Annotated in this window: 19 protein-coding genes and 1 pseudogene; 5 read left to right on the top strand and 15 right to left on the bottom strand. The window is 47.1% G+C overall.

Features of this window, described 5'->3' with window-relative positions; translation table 11 throughout:
• Window positions 1–39: 39 nt before the first annotated feature.
• From AC1TPC_RS21085 to AC1TPC_RS21050, 8 genes are all read right to left on the bottom strand, one after another.
• Window positions 40–561, bottom strand: coding sequence for a hypothetical protein (locus AC1TPC_RS21085; RefSeq protein ID WP_482068768.1), 522 nt, complete (start codon window positions 559–561; stop codon window positions 40–42).
• Window positions 562–573: 12 nt separating this feature from the next.
• Complete coding sequence (locus AC1TPC_RS21080) at window positions 574–1,152, bottom strand: amidase domain-containing protein (protein WP_482068767.1); 579 nt, start codon at window positions 1,150–1,152, stop codon at window positions 574–576.
• A 653-nt stretch (window positions 1,153–1,805) separates the two neighbouring features.
• Window positions 1,806–3,023 carry an MFS transporter gene (locus tag AC1TPC_RS21075; protein WP_482068766.1) on the bottom strand — a complete coding sequence of 406 codons (1,218 nt, stop codon included), beginning with the start codon at window positions 3,021–3,023 and terminating at the stop codon, window positions 1,806–1,808.
• Window positions 3,024–3,611: 588 nt separating this feature from the next.
• Window positions 3,612–3,926 (bottom strand): hypothetical protein, encoded by a 315-nt coding sequence (locus tag AC1TPC_RS21070; RefSeq protein WP_482068765.1) that lies wholly within the window; start codon window positions 3,924–3,926, stop codon window positions 3,612–3,614.
• Window positions 3,904–4,359: a serine hydrolase gene (locus AC1TPC_RS21065; protein WP_482068764.1), complete on the bottom strand. Its 456-nt coding sequence runs from the start codon at window positions 4,357–4,359 to the stop codon at window positions 3,904–3,906. Before AC1TPC_RS21065 ends, AC1TPC_RS21070 begins: the two co-directional genes overlap by 23 nt.
• Before the next feature lie 45 nt (window positions 4,360–4,404).
• Window positions 4,405–5,202: a lipid II flippase Amj family protein gene (locus AC1TPC_RS21060; protein WP_482068763.1), complete on the bottom strand. Its 798-nt coding sequence runs from the start codon at window positions 5,200–5,202 to the stop codon at window positions 4,405–4,407.
• A gap of 198 nt (window positions 5,203–5,400) precedes the next feature.
• Entirely contained in the window at window positions 5,401–6,285 is an 885-nt protein-coding gene (locus AC1TPC_RS21055; RefSeq protein WP_482068762.1) for a TolB family protein, read from the bottom strand.
• A 111-nt stretch (window positions 6,286–6,396) separates the two neighbouring features.
• Window positions 6,397–7,935, bottom strand: coding sequence for a tetratricopeptide repeat protein (locus AC1TPC_RS21050; protein WP_482068761.1), 1,539 nt, complete (start codon window positions 7,933–7,935; stop codon window positions 6,397–6,399).
• Between the two features lie 250 nt (window positions 7,936–8,185).
• On the opposite strand from AC1TPC_RS21050, the gene AC1TPC_RS21045 reads away from it, so the two are divergent.
• The 4 genes from AC1TPC_RS21045 to AC1TPC_RS21030 are packed head-to-tail and all read left to right on the top strand — an operon-like array spanning window position 8,186 to window position 10,814.
• Window positions 8,186–9,112, top strand: a complete 927-nt coding sequence (locus AC1TPC_RS21045; protein ID WP_482068760.1) for an ABC transporter ATP-binding protein — start codon at window positions 8,186–8,188, stop codon at window positions 9,110–9,112.
• Window positions 9,109–9,855 (top strand): ABC transporter permease, encoded by a 747-nt coding sequence (locus AC1TPC_RS21040; RefSeq protein WP_482068759.1) that lies wholly within the window; start codon window positions 9,109–9,111, stop codon window positions 9,853–9,855. Before AC1TPC_RS21045 ends, AC1TPC_RS21040 begins: the two co-directional genes overlap by 4 nt.
• Window positions 9,856–9,889: 34 nt before the next feature.
• The gene (locus tag AC1TPC_RS21035) at window positions 9,890–10,489 is read left to right on the top strand and encodes a hypothetical protein (RefSeq protein WP_482068758.1); all 600 of its coding nucleotides are present in this window, start codon (window positions 9,890–9,892) and stop codon (window positions 10,487–10,489) included.
• Window positions 10,482–10,814 (top strand): winged helix-turn-helix domain-containing protein, encoded by a 333-nt coding sequence (locus AC1TPC_RS21030; protein WP_482068757.1) that lies wholly within the window; start codon window positions 10,482–10,484, stop codon window positions 10,812–10,814. Before AC1TPC_RS21035 ends, AC1TPC_RS21030 begins: the two co-directional genes overlap by 8 nt.
• A gap of 68 nt (window positions 10,815–10,882) precedes the next feature.
• Here AC1TPC_RS21030 and AC1TPC_RS21025 read toward each other — a convergent pair whose 3' ends face one another.
• Window positions 10,883–12,439: an ABC-F family ATP-binding cassette domain-containing protein gene (locus tag AC1TPC_RS21025; RefSeq protein ID WP_482068756.1), complete on the bottom strand. Its 1,557-nt coding sequence runs from the start codon at window positions 12,437–12,439 to the stop codon at window positions 10,883–10,885.
• A gap of 183 nt (window positions 12,440–12,622) precedes the next feature.
• Here AC1TPC_RS21025 and AC1TPC_RS21020 point away from each other — a divergent pair, with 183 nt between their 5' ends.
• Window positions 12,623–13,072 (top strand): YdeI/OmpD-associated family protein, encoded by a 450-nt coding sequence (locus AC1TPC_RS21020; RefSeq protein WP_482068755.1) that lies wholly within the window; start codon window positions 12,623–12,625, stop codon window positions 13,070–13,072.
• Between the two features lie 232 nt (window positions 13,073–13,304).
• Here AC1TPC_RS21020 and AC1TPC_RS21015 read toward each other — a convergent pair whose 3' ends face one another.
• The 6 genes and pseudogenes from AC1TPC_RS21015 to AC1TPC_RS20990 form a co-directional block, all read right to left on the bottom strand.
• A complete protein-coding gene (locus AC1TPC_RS21015) occupies window positions 13,305–13,502 on the bottom strand; it encodes a hypothetical protein (RefSeq protein ID WP_482068754.1) in 198 nt (65 codons plus the stop codon).
• Window positions 13,503–13,505: 3 nt separating this feature from the next.
• On the bottom strand, window positions 13,506–13,805 hold the full coding sequence (locus tag AC1TPC_RS21010; protein ID WP_482068753.1) for a hypothetical protein: 300 nt from the start codon (window positions 13,803–13,805) through the stop codon (window positions 13,506–13,508).
• A gap of 316 nt (window positions 13,806–14,121) precedes the next feature.
• On the bottom strand, window positions 14,122–14,379 hold the full coding sequence (locus AC1TPC_RS21005) for a GNAT family N-acetyltransferase (protein WP_482068821.1): 258 nt from the start codon (window positions 14,377–14,379) through the stop codon (window positions 14,122–14,124).
• A 21-nt stretch (window positions 14,380–14,400) separates the two neighbouring features.
• Window positions 14,401–14,673 carry a GNAT family N-acetyltransferase gene (locus AC1TPC_RS21000; protein ID WP_482068752.1) on the bottom strand — a complete coding sequence of 91 codons (273 nt, stop codon included), beginning with the start codon at window positions 14,671–14,673 and terminating at the stop codon, window positions 14,401–14,403.
• Window positions 14,674–14,974: 301 nt separating this feature from the next.
• A complete protein-coding gene (locus AC1TPC_RS20995; RefSeq protein ID WP_482068751.1) occupies window positions 14,975–15,151 on the bottom strand; it encodes a hypothetical protein in 177 nt (58 codons plus the stop codon).
• Window positions 15,152–15,299: 148 nt separating this feature from the next.
• Window positions 15,300–15,554: pseudogene (locus AC1TPC_RS20990) on the bottom strand (HAD hydrolase family protein); the annotation flags it as partial.
• Window positions 15,555–15,818 lie beyond the last annotated feature (264 nt).

Genomic DNA, 15,818 nt, shown 5'->3' with positions numbered 1-15,818 from the left:
AGGAAAGGGCTTCTTATACTTATTTATGGATTTTAATGATTATTTGAATTGTTCCGGGTAAAGCTCTTGATTCAATTTAGTGGTTTCTTCATAAAACTTTTCAAGCAGCGGTTCACCATTTACCGATATACTCAATTTAGTATTTTCGAATTGAGAAATCAACTTACCCTTTTGTTCCAACTCATATAATACTCTCTGAACCGCAGGGTCTTTTGAATCTTTTTGGTCTGCGTAATATGCACTTTCGATGGCGAACATGTCTTTGTAACCAGCGAAAACTTCATCAAATTCTTCCAGATCACTTTTTGGATTTAATTCTGCTTCTAAGTCGGCAACATTAGTTGCCAACTCCTTCAACCTCTGCTCATCCTCAGTAGTTGCGCCGGGTGCGTCAGCAATTTTTTTTCCTACTTCATAGCTTGAAGTTGCATATGAAAGTTTCTCTATCAAACTTGGACTATTTGCGTCAACTTGGGTAGTATTGATATTAGCCAACGCCAGACCGCCGACCAACAAAGAACAACTTACAGTTAGTACAATCCATGTTTTCTTTTTCATCATTTTCCCACTCCTTTAAGCTTTGATTTTTATTGTTACCATCCACGATCCATACGCTATATACGACTTCAACGAAATATCTTTATCCCATGTACCATTTGTTACCGAATGTTGCGCCACTTTAAGATCGTTCCCAGGGCCGTAGCCATTGACTATTTGCGAGTGGGTTGTGTGTCCGGCAGAATCTGTGCTATTTACTACCGCGAAATGCTCTCGAAATTGATGCGCTCCCGTCCAAGACGAAGTTCTTGGGTTTGTCGCTGGAGGGACATGCGGTCCATAGTAGTACCAATCCATGGTATTTCTATTATATCCACTTATGCTATTAAATGCCAGCGAACCGCCTTCATGAAGTGCTTGAGAAACAAAATTGGTGCAGTCTCCCCCATCGCTGATAACTCCGTAATTGGCGAAATCAGAGTTCGCTGTCGTAGCCCATATTTCTGCATAGTCCGCAGCCCCAGCGCGGTAAAACGAACTATTTGTGTTTGTTGGATTAGTGAACATTACTTCTGCTGCAAACGATTGTGACGACATTAAGAAGGTGGAACCAATGACAGTTGCAACAATTGCTGATTTCAATTTTCTTTTCAATTACAGTTCATCCCTTTCCATAATAGGATATTTTTAGAATCGCCTTGATGAATTGATTTACCAACTTTCGCTTGATCGTTATCCTCCCTGTTTACTAGACCCACGCCGATATTCGCCAAGCGATACGATAGGAACGTAAAGCCCGAACAATCCGTACTATATGACGCATGGTCTTCTTGACGGTGCTTCCAATGTACGTAATTAACGTTACCCTTCAAAGATAACGCAGTTTGTACAAGTTTATCCCGTTCAGCTTCAAGGCTTGGCTTAACGACAGGCGGTGTCACTACTGGTAATTTTGGATTAATTGATTTTGTTGTCCCATCCTCATGGAGCTTTCTTATCTTCTTGAACCCAGTCCTCTTAACTTCCGGAACCCGTGGTGGTATTGGACTTCCCCCTCTCTTGCAGGGTTATCCGGCTCCGTCAGCCATCTTGGTTATGCCGCCTGTTCCGGGATTTGCGTTCACATCCTCCGCACCTATCCTCACGGACTACGCACCACGTGTCAGCTATGTACTTCCGCCACCTCGCGGTGTACTGGAGACTTTCACTCCTTAGTTGATTGCGCTGCCAAGCGCACAAAAGGCTGATCTTGCCCTTGCGGGTGAGATCAGCCTTATTTTGTGCTTTAATGATGCTGTTTGCTTGCTTTAACGGCTTAATGGAATACGCGCTTGCCCCAGCTCGCTCCTCCGCTTTATCCATACGCTCACCCCAGCGGCAGCCATCATCATGCCCGTAGCGACAAAAATCCAATGGATGCCGACAGCTAGTCCGAGCAAGCCGCCGATGAGCGGCCCTAGCATGGAGCCAAACTGATTCGCGCTCGTCGTAAGCCCAAAGGACCTGCCTCTAAACTGCTCATCCGTGCTTTGGACAACTAGCGTATTCACAATCGGGCCTATACCTGCCATGAACAAGCCGAAAATAAATTGTACGACGGCGAACAGCCATAAATCTTGAACGAAGTACTGCATGCTAATAACCATTCCGGCTGTAATCAAGCAAATGACCAGAATCCGGTAATACCCTTTCCTTTCGCCGAGCCTCCCCCAGACCGGAGATGCGAGAATGCCTGCGATTCCAATGAGCGAGAGAACGAAGCCAGCTGACAGCACAGCTCCTTGCAGCCCGCCTTGCAATTTAGCAATATGCAGCGTGAGCAGCGGCTGAATCATATTGACCGAAAGCTGGAAGAGTACAAGCAAAAGCAGCATGCTCATTAGCCCGCGGTTGCGAAACGCCATGCGGTAAGTGACCGGCTTCGCCTGCTTTTTCTCTGAAGCTGCTATTGGCTCTTCCGCTTTTCCTTCTCTCACCCACAAAATTACCGCAACTGTCGCGGCCAGTATGATGATAGCTGATGCAACGAAAGACCTGCGAAGGCCAAATGCCTCTGCCAGCAGTCCCCCGAACAGCGGGCCGAGAATACCACCCGTCATCGTCCCCGCCTGCATCACTCCTAGGCTCCAGCCCAGCTTCTCCTTAGGCGCGACCGACGCAACGATCGACATGGATGCCGGGACAAATCCGCCAACAAAGCCGTGCAGCATTCGTACTCCCACAAGCTGCAACGGTGTCTGTACGAAAGCAATTAAAGCATAGATAATGGCTAAACTGAGCCCTGCTCGGATGACCATTTTTCGCTTCCCATATTTGTCTGCAAGCAAGCCCCATAAGGGAGCCATTACCGCCCCAACGAGAAACGCCGAGGAATGTACGATTCCCGCCCATAGATTCACAGAGCTTTCCGACACTCCCAAATCGAAGAGGAACAACGGAAGGAAGGGAACCGACATCGTATAGCTTGAGCTGCAAAACAATACGCCGAACCATAAGATCCACATTGTACGCTTCCATGATTCCATGCTTGGTAACCCCCAGTGCCTAGTTCGTTTTTGTCCGATGCATTTACACTAATACCCACTATACGCCTCCTTTACCATTTGTTCAAAAACCGCAATAGGGAGTAAAAACAAGAAAAACCCTTGCAAATCACGTCTAATGAACGTTAACGAGGTTATTTGCGCTTAGATCAGCCCTTACAGCCTTAAACTAACCCGTGTTTGTCGCCTTTAAGCACACATAGGTGCTTATTGAGCTAATTCGACGTAGGCAAGACGGCGAAAGGCGGCTGTAAGAACGCATATGTTCTTACAGCCTTAAACTTACCCATGTTTGTCCTCTGTAAGCACACATAGGTGCTTATTGTGCTGTTTCGGAGTGGGCGTGATGGCGAAGGTTGGCTATTGGCTTGGGTTTGTTAATGGTTTGTTCTATCTCATTTCGTATGCGGCAATTAAATATCCACATTGCACACTCAAGGTAGATATGCCGCGCACAGATCGGCAGCAACTAAAGCATGCTTTTTCCATTAGAGGAACCCGCCACAGCAAAGCTGATCCCACCTCACCAAATTGCATATTGGCAATATTTTTCACATGTTCAAATGCGAACTAGGAATAGCTCAACAGAAGATCGTTAGCTAAATTTCCGAACTGCCTGATATCTTTTAAATAATCGTATCCGTTAAAATTGCTTAACTGGTTATACATTCTGACGACGACAGCATCATACTTCGGCACAACAAGGCACGCACAGCCCGTAATGCCTAATATTTGATAAGAGCCGTTTGGCAGTCTCTCCCCTATCTGATTGAGCAGCGTGTCGCTTTGCAACCACCATATAAAACCGTTGCGAGGCAGATGAGTTGGCAAGCTGCTTGGCGTTTGAAGTGTCGTTACACGTTCAAAAACAGGCTGAGGCAGCAATTGCTCTCCGCTTAGATAGCCCTTGGTGAGATGAATATAGCCCCACATCGCCTCTGCCGAGCCCGCCGTCTTCCTCCTTTAAACCGTGCGTATGCGTGAGCAGATGTCTTAGTGTAACCCCTTTTGCCGTTTCTTTATATTCATGCAAGTAAGCTCCGATTTCATCATCGATACTAGCAATCAAGCCTCTCTCTATTAGCAGGCTTATGGCTAGCGCAAGATAAGTTTTACGGATAGAAGCGACATTAAACTGGGTATGCTCATCCACAGCTCGCGACTGCTGGGAGCAATCATGTGTTCCTGAATACCACTCATTGACGACAGCATTATGTTTAATGATGTAAGCGGCTGCTGCTGTGGCACCAATCTCTACTTGAGTGCTAAACACATAATCATTAAGTGGTTTAAAATGCTCGGTTGCTATTTTTAGCACAGAAATACTCTCCTTATCCGCCTCTTCGCTCACGCCTGCTCCGATCTAAATGACGGATACCAACCATTTGATCCAGTAAGCAGCCGGCACTAGCAGCACCTGAGCAAGCAGCGTTCCGAGTAACCGCGACACCATTAATAATCCAAAAATTTTATTAAGCGCCGTGATGTCTTTTTCTCCCCGAAGCACTTTGTCGGTAATTAATCCTATTTGCGGGTCGATAAGTATAGTCAGCAATATAGTCGCCACTCCGTTAATAAGTCCTGATGCCTGCGAGGCGGCGAATGAGTTTGCAGTTGTGAGTGTCGATGCCAGCAGAGCGGATAGGACGCCAATCGTATAAATAGCGGTCACTAAGCTGTTCAGAATGACCAGCCTTTTGGGAATGCCTCCGATCCGCAATCGGGACAGCATCGATAATTTGGGAATACGTAAATGATAGCGCACATTATGCAGCTTTTGAATGGAAACCGAGGTGCGGACCATTTGAGGGATGGAGCCCGCCACTTCGAAATGGGATATGACTCTCTTGGAAATGATTACTGCGGACGGAAAAAGCAATAAAGCGATAAAAGTTCCTGCACTAGAAGCGCCGATAATAATCCGCATCTGGTCGACTATGTTAAAATCACTGTTTTCTTTGGCAAAATCTATCAATTTTCCGGTAAGCGGGGCTTGAACCATATTGGCTGTTCTGGAAATAAGGAGGATAATGCCGGATAAGGATAAGGCAACCGCCAGCTTCCCTAAACGAACGCCTGCTGAACGAAGCGCATACGTGAGCGTCTCCGAGAGATGAATAATAAAAGTAAAGATGACAACGAGCAAAACTTGATCCAGCATATCGCACACCTCATCTCATGGTAACGGCATGTCTATTCTATTACAAATAATGCCATATGATCAATTATTTCTACTAATCTTTAAACACGCTAAGCTGTAAGCAAAATAAAAAATAGTCTGCTGAGCATTCTCAACAAACTACTTTTCGTTACGCACCAGCGTTATATGAAATACCGTTTAGCTGCCGAAACTCTTCTTTTAATCTTTCAACTGATAGCTGACAAAAGCCAACTGCTTGCTATCCGGCGACCATGAATTCACGTTAATGGTGCCCTGGCCCCCGAACAGCTCGGCCAAAGTACGGAACTCCCCTCCGCTGCTTGCCATTAGACGAATTTCAACGTTCTTGTTAGCAGGATGGTCGCTTGGGGCAACATCCCCCTTGCGATAAGTAATATAAGCGACGGATTCGCCATTTGGGGATACATGCGGGAACCAGCTGTTGCTCTCGTCATAAGTCATTTGAGTCTGCTCGCTTCCGTCCGCGTTCATCCGCCATACCTGCATCAAGCCTGATCTCACCGAATTGAACCAAATATGTCGGTTATCAGGCGAATATTCCGGCCCGTCATCTAGCCCAGGTGTATCAGTCAGCTGCGTCTCCACTCCGCCAGCGGCTGGAATGGTATAAATATCGTACTGTCCGTTCCGTTCAGCGCAATAGGACAAGGTGCTGCCATCCGGCGACCAGCCGTGAAGATAGCTTGGCGCGAGCTCCGTAATGAGAGTGGGCTGATCACCGCCTGCAAGCGGGAGAATATAGATGCGTGACTGACCGTCCTCCTCTGAATGATGGCTGACAGCGATTTGAGTATCGTCCGGAGACAGCACATGGTCATTGTTGCAGCGGTTAGCGAAGCCCGAATGGATCACCGTGCTCTCTCTTGAAGCGAGATCAAATGAGCAAAGCAAGCCTCCGCTGTTATAGATGAGACGCTTGCCGTCTTTTGTCCAGTTCGGAGCCTCGATCAAATAATCGAACTCGGCCAGCACCTTGCGTTCACCTGTCGTTGCATCCACCGTTTCAAGAAAGCTTTTTACGCTGCGGTCTGCATGTTTGAGAAGCTCTTGTAAGGTCTTCATCGTTATCTACCATCCTTTGGATGCCCGTATTGAATTACAAGTTCTTTAAATTTAACATCGCCATTGCAAACATGCGTTCATATCAGTTTTCCTTATTACTAACCATTCATCCTAAATGCGTAGAAGCGCACTAGCTCCCTCATGCTGCGGATCAAGCGCTAAAGCACGCTGCGCATAATGTACTGCTTCTTCTTCCCTCTCCAGCTCATAGCAGCAAATCGCCATGCCGTACAGCGTCTCGGCTGTACCTTCATTTCCGCTTAGCGACCGCTCAAAAAAGACCCGCGCATCCTCGTACAATCCCAGCTGATAAAGCAAAACGGCGCAGTCCAATGCAAGGTCATGCTTCTCATTCATCGGGTAATAGCCCGCCCACATAAGGTGTATGCCGTGGCGAAGATCCTCCATTTCCTCCTCACCGATCTCGGGAAGAAGCAGCAGCAAGCGCTTCGTGCTTTGCAGAAACAACTGCACATCGTAACGGCCTAATCGCCAAAAAGCAATAATTTGAGACAGCCCCATTTGGTCCAAATGCTCATCGAACCACAGCTTCATGCTAAAGAAATCATCCGGCCCAAACCGATCGACAAATCGGCGATAGGCTAAGCGCGTATTCGCATAGTTCGCCGGACTTTGAAGCATGAGAATGCAGCCCACATTCAAGTTTTTATAATGATGCTCGGTAAAATGGGACCAAGCTCCCTTTTGCTGAAAAGCATGCTGGATCGCATGATAATTAGCCGTCAATGAGAAGCTTCCATGATGAATCAGCTTAGGCGGCTCGGCAAACGCCCAATTGTCCAAGCGATGGTCTCCTTTGTCAGCGGTAAGCAGCACAAAGCCCTCCTGCGATAACTGGCCAAGCCGCTCCAGACAGTCCAGCCCAATCTCCGGGAATAGAATGTGCGAATCCTCAAGCTTTTGCTTATACAGCTCGATCACATCCAGGTAAGGATACGAATTCTGCTCATATTCAGCGGCTCTGCGGTAATGATATTCGGGCACCATTTTTTCCAGCATATTCGCAACAGCAGTCGCTTCCGCCTCATCTGGCAACGACAAGGAAACTCTGCATTCAAAAATGTTGCCTTCATCCACATAAAGCAATTCCTGCGGGATGCTGTCAAAAAAGTAATTGGCGATAATCAGCAATGGCTGCTTCAAGCCAGCTTGCCTTATGGTGTCGCCTGATTGCGTCAAATGCAGCTCCGCATCATGCACCGCATCAAACTTAGCGAAATCCAGTACCCCTTGCAAAGCGAAGGGCTGCAGGCTTGGATGCTGCTGCCAATAGGCTACATTTTTGACTGGCAAATCACTCATGACATACCGGTATGGCGGAAGCGCAATGGCTGCATAATCGATCAGCTCACCCAACTCCTTCAGCACTTGAAAGGCTAAGCGGCCCGAGCCCGCTCCAAGCTCAAGGATCGTAACCGGCTCCGCTTCGCTGCCCAGCCTTGCTCTATCCTGAAGAAATCCAAATATCATTTCCGCGTACGCCGTTGCAATGACTGGGTTATTTGTAATGTATTGCGGCACTTCCTCGTTCTGCCATGCCTCGATGCCCTGTTCTTCGAAATAAGCACGCTGCAGCTCCCAAATAGGCGCTTCACTAAAACGGTAAATCGGTTGATCGCTATTATTCATTCTTATAAACCTACTTTGCTCTATGTAATAAAAGGATTTAATCGATGCCCTATCAAGTATGCTAGGTCTAATCCACCAGATTTAAACCTAGCATCTGAAAGCAGCGTTGTCTATACACATCATTTATTGGCTAGCTTATCCGATTTGTCATCGCCCAATTTCAAATACAGTTATTGACAACCATTTCAATTCAGATTACTCTGGATCACAGAGTTATCTGAATGAATATGTTTTTGAGAGGAATGAAGCCATGCAAGCCGTAATTCAGCTTGATCAAGTATGCAAGCAATATGGAACTACAGTTGCTGTCGATCATATAACGATGCAAGTGAATAAGGGAGAAATCTTTGGCATCGTAGGTCCCAATGGTGCTGGAAAAACAACATTAATCGAAATTCTCGAAGGCTTGCGAAATGCAGACAGCGGCGTTGCAACGGTATTAGGCAAGGACATCCGCAAGCATGCCCAGGAGATCAAGCAGCGAATTGGCGTGCTGCTGCAATCCACCGCTATTCCGGAAAAGGCGAAGGTCAAAGAAGTACTGCACATGTTCGGGTCGCTATACAAGAAAACCGCCGATCCTAGTGAGATTGCAGCCTTTCTCGGTCTTGAGGATAAGCAGAACGCCTACATCAAATCGCTGTCCGGCGGGTGGAAGCAGCGCGTGTCGCTGGCGCTCGCGTTAATCAATGATCCGGAAATTATTTTTCTCGACGAGCCCAGCATGGGCTTGGACCCGAACGCCCGCAGCGAAATGTGGGAAATGATTCATCGGCTGAAGAAGCAAGGACGAACGATTGTCGTCACGACCCACTACATGGAGGAAGCTGAATATTTGTGCGACCGGATCGCGGTAATCAGCCGTGGACGGCTCGTCGCTCTCGATACGCCTCAGAAGCTAATCTCCATGCTGGGCGGCACGAAGCGCATCAGCTTCAAGAACCTCGGCAAGACAGACAAGAAGCGGTTCGCCCAGCTCGCAAATGTCGCCGACGTCGAATTCGGGCCCGATATGATCAAGCTGCATTCGAGCCATATCGATGAAACGCTAAAGCAGCTTTTCCACTTGGCTGCACAGGAAGATTGGATGGTTAGCGGGCTCCGGCTCGAGGATGCATCAATGAACGATGTCTTTACCGAAATGACCCTGCAGGGCAAGAAGGAGGCTGCGCGATGAATGCTCTAATACGGCTTATTGCTTTTGATTTCCGCTTGTATCTGCGCGATTGGCTGACGATATTTTGGATGCTCGTATATCCGATTCTCATGCTGCTTATTTTTGGTTCCGTATTCGGCAACCAGCCGGGTGCACTGGAAAGCGCTACTTTCATTGATTCCTATATTCCCGCTTTATGCGCGACGAATGTTATCTCTGTATCCGTATTCACGTTAAATATTAATATGATTACACAACGAGAGAGCGGTATTTTGCGAAGATACCGGGTTAGCCCTATCCGCTCAGGAGCGGTCCTGCTGTCCCATTCCATTCAGGGCATCATTCTTGTACTTGCAGGCGCAGTCGAAATTATCGTCATTGCCAGTTTAGTTTGGGATATTCAGTTCTCTGTATCATCGCTGCTCATGCTCTTTGCTTGCCTGTTGTTTGGTTGTCTCAGCTTCTTTCCACTTGGGTTTGCCTTGTCGGGACTTACCAATACGCCTGGAGCTGCCAGCGGTTTGGCAATGGCCGTATTCTTCCCTTCCCTCTTTCTATCCGGAATTGCAATGCCAGTCGATATTTTGCCAACGTTCATGCAGAGAGTAAGCGAGTGGCTGCCCATGTCCTATTTCGTTGAGCTTGCCCGCGGGTTGTGGCTGGGAGAGTCAATTGCTTCGTTTGGACTTGCCACTACGATCATGGCTGGATTCGCCGTTGTTTGCTGGGTGCTGGCGTTCTTCCTTTTCAGATGGGAGAAATAAGGATAAAATGGTTTTAGGTTAAGGAGTGGTTGGGTTGAATAAGGAACAAGACTTGGCGCAAGCCACAGAGTCTCTGCAGGCTTTGCGCGACATTGATTTCATTAAGCAAATCATTACACGAAATGAGAAGAAAATGGATTATTCCCCGCCCTACTTGTTCATTTGGGGTACGTTTCTGATGGTCGGGATGATTGGCATGCATTTCGACAGCGCAACATGGCCGATGTGGTATTGGCCGATTGGCTCGGTCCTCGGCAGCGTTCTTTCCGCCGTTACCGGCATTCGGCAATCTCGTCATTTGCCTAAAAAGGCAGGTGGCGGCACGAACGGATGGATGTTTGGGCTGCCTTTCCTTGTAATGATGGTCGCCGGCTTCTTTATGATGGCAACGGGAATGGTGAAGGCCGAATATATCCCTCTATTCTGGTTCATGCTCGTAGGGATTCTCTATGTGTCCATGGGGGCGCTCTTGGGAAAAGGACCCGTGATGATCGGCATTTGGTTTATTGTGCTAGCCGCTGCGACAAGGCTCCTTTTTCTCGACTATCAGTTTATCGTTCTAGGACTGCTGGGCGGCGGGAGTCTTGTCTTAGCAGGGGTATTGCTTCAGCGCCGGAGAGGTCGTCATGAGTGACAATCTGCTGGATGCCATCGATGACACCATACATGCCAAAGCTCGCCTCGGCATTATGAGTCTGCTTATGGTACATGGCGAATGCGACTTCAGCTTCCTGCGCGGTGAACTGAGCCTGACCGAAGGAAATCTGGGCAATCATATCCGCGTGCTGGAGGAGGCCGCCTATATTCAGGTGGAAAAGACGTTCGCCGGCAGGCGGCCCAAGACGATCTGCTCCCCCACCCAGCTTGGGCTAGACATGTTCCAGCAATATATTGAGGGATTGGAAAAAATCATTCAAATGACGCGCTCCACAAAGAAAGACCCCGAGCAGCAAGCGTGACGCACAAACCAAAAAAAGCCTATCTGACCCTAACGGTTAGATAGGCTTTTTTGACATTGCAGGACGAATTAAAATACTTTTGTCGTCCATGACTCACAGTTCCAAGTATCTGTAACGACATCGCGATAAAATTCCGGTTCATGGGAAATGAGCAGAATGCTGCCTTTGTACGCCTTAAGGGCGCGCTTCAGCTCGTCCTTCGCATCCACGTCCAAGTGGTTGGTCGGCTCATCGAGCACTAGCAGATTCGTCTCGCTGTTGATCAGTTTGCAGAGGCGCACCTTAGCCTTCTCGCCACCGCTTAGGACAGCGATTTTGCTCTCGATATGCTTGGTCGTGAGTCCGCACTTCGCTAGTGCCGCACGCACTTCAAACTGCGATAAGGAAGGGAACTCCTTCCATACTTCCTCGATGCAAGTATTGTAATTGGCATCCTTTATTTCCTGTTGGAAATAGCCGACCTGTTGGTGCTCTCCGCGTTGAACCGAGCCGGATAACGCCTGAATCTCGCCTAAAATGCTGCGCAGCAGCGTCGTTTTCCCAATTCCGTTCGCGCCGACAAGCGCAATCTTCTGCCCGCGCTCCATACGGAGGTCGAGCGGCCTCGATAGCGGGCTGTCATAGCCGATTACAAGCTCCTTTGTTTCGAAAATGAGCTTGCCGGAGGTTCTTCCATCCTTGAAGTTAAATTGCGGCTTCGGCTTTTCCTTCGCAATCTCGATGACATCCATTTTGTCGAGCTTCTTCTGCCTTGACATCGCCATATTTCTCGTCGCTACGCTCGCTTTGTTCCGGGCTACGAAATCTTTAAGGTCAGCAATTTCCTGCTGTTGGCGCTTAAAAGCAGATTCGAGCTGCTGCTTCTTCATCTCGTGAACCTGCTGGAAATATTCATAATCGCCAACATAACGGTTAAGCTCTTGATTTTCCATATGATAAATCAGGTTAATGACGCTGTTAAGGAACGGAATGTCATGTGAAATGAGAATGAAGGCATTCTCATACTCCTGCAGGTAACGCTTCAACCATTCGATATGCTGCTCATCCAAATAGTTCGTAGGCTCATCCAGGAGCAAAATGTCCGGCTTTTCTAGCAAAAGCTTTGCCAGCAGCACCTTCGTCCGCTGTCCGCCGCTCAGATCGTTAACATCCTTGTCCAATCCAATATCGGTAAGCCCGAGACCGCGGGCTGTCTCTTCGATCTTCGCGTCGATCAAGTAAAAATCTTGATTTGTCAGCGTATCCTGTATCGTTCCGACATCCTCAAGCAGCTGTTCAAGCTCCTCCGGCGTGACATCGCCCATAATGCCATACTTGTCGTTCATTTCCTGTTCCATATCGAACAGATACTGAAACGCACCTTTCAGCACGTCGCGGATCGTGGACCCTTTGCTCAGCACCGCATGCTGGTCAAGATAGCCAACGCGCATCCGCTTGGACCACTCCACCTTGCCGTCATCCGGCTGAAGCTTGCCTGTAATGATGTTCATGAAAGTGGACTTGCCCTCGCCGTTCGCGCCGATCAGTCCGATGTGCTCGCCCTTAAGCAGGCGGAAGGATACGTCAGTGAAGATCGCGCGATCTCCAAAGCCGTGACTTAGTCGTTCTACATTTAATATGCTCATGAATGACACCTTTTCTTTTGGAATATTCTCGTTATATTATAAACGTTATGGTACCAACAACTCAATGTAGGATTCTGGTTTCTGCAAAAGAGGCTTGAACTGATGAGCAAACTGAACTACCTTAGTTAAGTATCCATATTAAATATCTGGTTGACTGAACATATGAAAGAGGAGTGTTATTTCATGAAATTTCAAACCATTGTTCTGCTAAGCGGCAAGACAGCAACAGGTATTCGGGTTCCAGAAGAAATCGTCGCAGCTCTCGGGACGAGCAAGAAGCCGGCTGTCAAAATTACGATCAATGATTTTACCTACAGAAGTACTGTGGCATCGATGGGCGGACATTTCATGATCCCCGTCAGTGCGGAGATACGCAAGGGTGCCGGCGTTGAGGCAGGAGATGAAGTGGAAGTTGATATTGAGTTGGATACCGAGACTCGTGAGGTTGTTGTACCGGCGGACTTTCTAAATGCACTTGAAAATGAAGCAGAAGCAAAGCAATTTTTCGACGGCTTGTCCTACAGCAACAAGCGGCGCTTAGTGCTCGCAATCGAGGATGCCAAGACTGCCGAAACGCGGCAACGACGTATAGACAAAACAACAGCTATGCTGAGAGAAGGACGAGCCCAGTAGCAAAGTCAAACTTACGCTGCGAGCCAAGCTGTCATTATTATTTTGAAGCAATGACAGCTTTGCATAAAATCACCCTATTCTCCAAGTTAGTATATTTAAAAAAAGTCCTCTTAATCGCACATATCTTCAAGATGTTCTGTTAGTTGAGCAGGGTTAACCAGCTTTGTGCGGCTGCTTTTTAGATATATATTAACCCTCATAAAGTCAAAAGAGAGTAATAGGATTCCAATAATCATGTGTCGGGGAATTTTTGATGCATCTGGCTGATTAACTGATGCCAATGCTGCTCAACCTCGGCGTAATCGCCCTCTAGCAAGATATCATGATCAACACCGTCATTAAGGATTTGCATCATTTCATGCAATTCCAAGCTAGCCTGCTTCCATTGCTCAACATCATTCTCGGTTAGTATGATGTCGAGTATCGACATTTTTTACGCACCAAAAAACTCTGTGTGAAATTCGCTTTTTTTGTTATTTGATATACCTAAGTGAAGCGAGGCGATCTCTGCGGATTTTTGAGCAACGCTGAGGTCGGAGGCTGCCTCTAGCAGCCAAGTTTCAATCCCATTTTGCATATCTGAGGAGTTTTGATCGATTAGCTCTAACGCTTTTGATGTCTCAAGCAGCGGCATTGCAATGCCATTGTGTGCAACACTATTAATTGCCGAAGTATAAGCACGATGCTCAGCCTTATCATACATACGGTATTTATTGAAATAATGGATGCTCATGAATCAAAGCCCCACAAATGATAATACTCATGAGTAAAAAAGTGATTTTTATGCTCCTGCCCATACTACTCCTCCCTTCTCAGTCTCATTTTCAAACCTGACTAGTGCCCACGACTATGCGATGCCCCATCAAAGTACTGCAGTACTCCGACAACGATGAGAAGAATCGCCATGGCCATAAGTCCAATTCCGGTCCATCGCAAGGTGTGGCTCATGCTTTGATTCTTGCCAGACTTTTTCCTTTGGGCGATAAATAGCCATCCGACACCTAGCAGCAACGCAACTATAATCCCAGATTGTGCATAAGCGTTCAGATTCAACCCTTCAGCTCCCCATATTCATTACTCGTTAAACCAAAAATATATTCATCGAAATGTTGTCCGTTCGTAAAAATCATATTCCTAAGCTTTCCTTCCTCACGAAAACCGAGATGCTTATGAAGTGCGATCGAACCCTCGTTAAAAGCATAAATATGTGCATTAACCTTCTGATAACGCAATTCCTCAAAGTAATACCGCAGCAATATCATGATTGCTTCTGAAGCGTAGCCTTTACGCCAATGCTCTCTAAAAATAGCTGCGCCATACTTAAACGTTCAGTGCCGCGGATCACAGCTATGCGTGCTTATGCTGCCAACGAGCACACCATCCAGCGTTTCAATGGCAAGCATGACGTTATCACCTTCCGGCGCCTTGGATGCCTGATGTTCTGCCCAAGCTTTTGTCCCTTCTCCCGATCTTGGAAAATGGATCACATCGCATGCTCTAGCACATTCAGAGTCGTAATCATTATGATGGAACCTTTCCCAATCGCCAGGGACAATGGCACGCAATCTAATTTTGCTGCCTGACCATACATTATTGTTCATTTTGATCCTCCAGAAAGGGTTTTCTTTCATAGCTGATGCAATTTTACATTCATTTTCATTTGCACTCTGTTCTAACCGAATGGAATCCCGTATATTAGACTTCCATTAATACACCGTAATCGAAATCCCCTTGGGCTCAACCGGGGCTACCCCGTGAAATATCCTACGATGCATTTACGCTGCGGAGTATGGAATGGCGTGAGCTCGTCTTCAACTGGGAACGGGAATAGCGGGCCAGATTTTCCGGTGGCATCGATTAATAGCTCATAAGACTCAGCCAATGTCTCAATCTCGTTCTGGGCTACGCGGCCTTTGCGAAAGCCCACTCCTTCTGCGTCAAATCTTCCATCGCATTGGAGAAGGCCATGCGCTGAACGATAGAAGCAGCGTCGCCCGTCAGCTTCCCTACAAATAGCTTCTGCTTGCCCATGCTAAAGTGGATCGTTTGGATGGGAGGAGCTGCATCTGTTGCCGGCATGTGAAAGCGCTGCTCCCGGTCCTGCGTCGGATGAAAATGAACCTGGGTCGATTGGATTCTTCCACGTCGAATCTCATCTTCCCCTTTGAAAGTTTTCTATTAGAATACCGAAAATCTTCTTCAACCAAAAGGGAATAATTACCTATTATTAAATTATGCCAAATTGTTTTAACGCGTAAAAAAAACCGCCTTCGCTTGCCTTTTTGGTGACGAAGTCCGCTTTTTGCTTTAGCCTTTCCTCACCATTCCCCATCGATATTCCGAGTCCTACATGCTCCAGCATGTCGATGTCATTTCCGCCGTCGCCAAAAGCGATGGCTTCTGACTTGCAAATGCTGTAATAGTCCAATACTTTTTTAATCGCAGCCGATTTGGGAACTTCCATTTCTTCCAGCATGTTTAGGCCTTACAGGAATGTTTAAAATAGCAATCTACTTTTGCTTTGATTTATTTAGATGCTTTTTTGTATTCCCCGTCTAATTCAACCGCAATGGCTTCAATGGGATCTATCCCCTTGATCTCGTATAATTTACTTCCCACTGGAATAAAGGCTTCCTCGCCGTTAACAATTAAAAGACCTGTCAATACTGGAAATTAAAAGACCAGTAGAGGACGAGGTGTTTTCATATGTTTACGGCCAATATTAGTAATGAAATACTTGAGCGAT

The organism is Paenibacillus sp. Y280, assembly GCF_056786335.1.
The sequence above is the reverse complement of the archived record's forward strand: the minus strand, read 5'-3'. Positions and strand labels throughout refer to the sequence as shown.

Coding starts and splice junctions, on each gene's coding strand:
- AC1TPC_RS21015 (WP_482068754.1), bottom strand. CDS start 13,502: ATGTCGATACTCGACATCATACTAACCGAGAATGATGTTGAGCAATGG.
- AC1TPC_RS21020 (WP_482068755.1), top strand. CDS start 12,623: ATGAAATTTCAAACCATTGTTCTGCTAAGCGGCAAGACAGCAACAGGT.
- AC1TPC_RS20995 (WP_482068751.1), bottom strand. CDS start 15,151: ATGCCGGCAACAGATGCAGCTCCTCCCATCCAAACGATCCACTTTAGC.
- AC1TPC_RS21030 (WP_482068757.1), top strand. CDS start 10,482: ATGAGTGACAATCTGCTGGATGCCATCGATGACACCATACATGCCAAA.
- AC1TPC_RS21025 (WP_482068756.1), bottom strand. CDS start 12,439: ATGAGCATATTAAATGTAGAACGACTAAGTCACGGCTTTGGAGATCGC.
- AC1TPC_RS21040 (WP_482068759.1), top strand. CDS start 9,109: ATGAATGCTCTAATACGGCTTATTGCTTTTGATTTCCGCTTGTATCTG.
- AC1TPC_RS21085 (WP_482068768.1), bottom strand. CDS start 561: ATGATGAAAAAGAAAACATGGATTGTACTAACTGTAAGTTGTTCTTTG.
- AC1TPC_RS21055 (WP_482068762.1), bottom strand. CDS start 6,285: ATGAAGACCTTACAAGAGCTTCTCAAACATGCAGACCGCAGCGTAAAA.
- AC1TPC_RS21060 (WP_482068763.1), bottom strand. CDS start 5,202: ATGCTGGATCAAGTTTTGCTCGTTGTCATCTTTACTTTTATTATTCAT.
- AC1TPC_RS21045 (WP_482068760.1), top strand. CDS start 8,186: ATGCAAGCCGTAATTCAGCTTGATCAAGTATGCAAGCAATATGGAACT.
- AC1TPC_RS21050 (WP_482068761.1), bottom strand. CDS start 7,935: ATGAATAATAGCGATCAACCGATTTACCGTTTTAGTGAAGCGCCTATT.
- AC1TPC_RS21010 (WP_482068753.1), bottom strand. CDS start 13,805: ATGAGCATCCATTATTTCAATAAATACCGTATGTATGATAAGGCTGAG.
- AC1TPC_RS21000 (WP_482068752.1), bottom strand. CDS start 14,673: ATGAACAATAATGTATGGTCAGGCAGCAAAATTAGATTGCGTGCCATT.
- AC1TPC_RS21075 (WP_482068766.1), bottom strand. CDS start 3,023: ATGGAATCATGGAAGCGTACAATGTGGATCTTATGGTTCGGCGTATTG.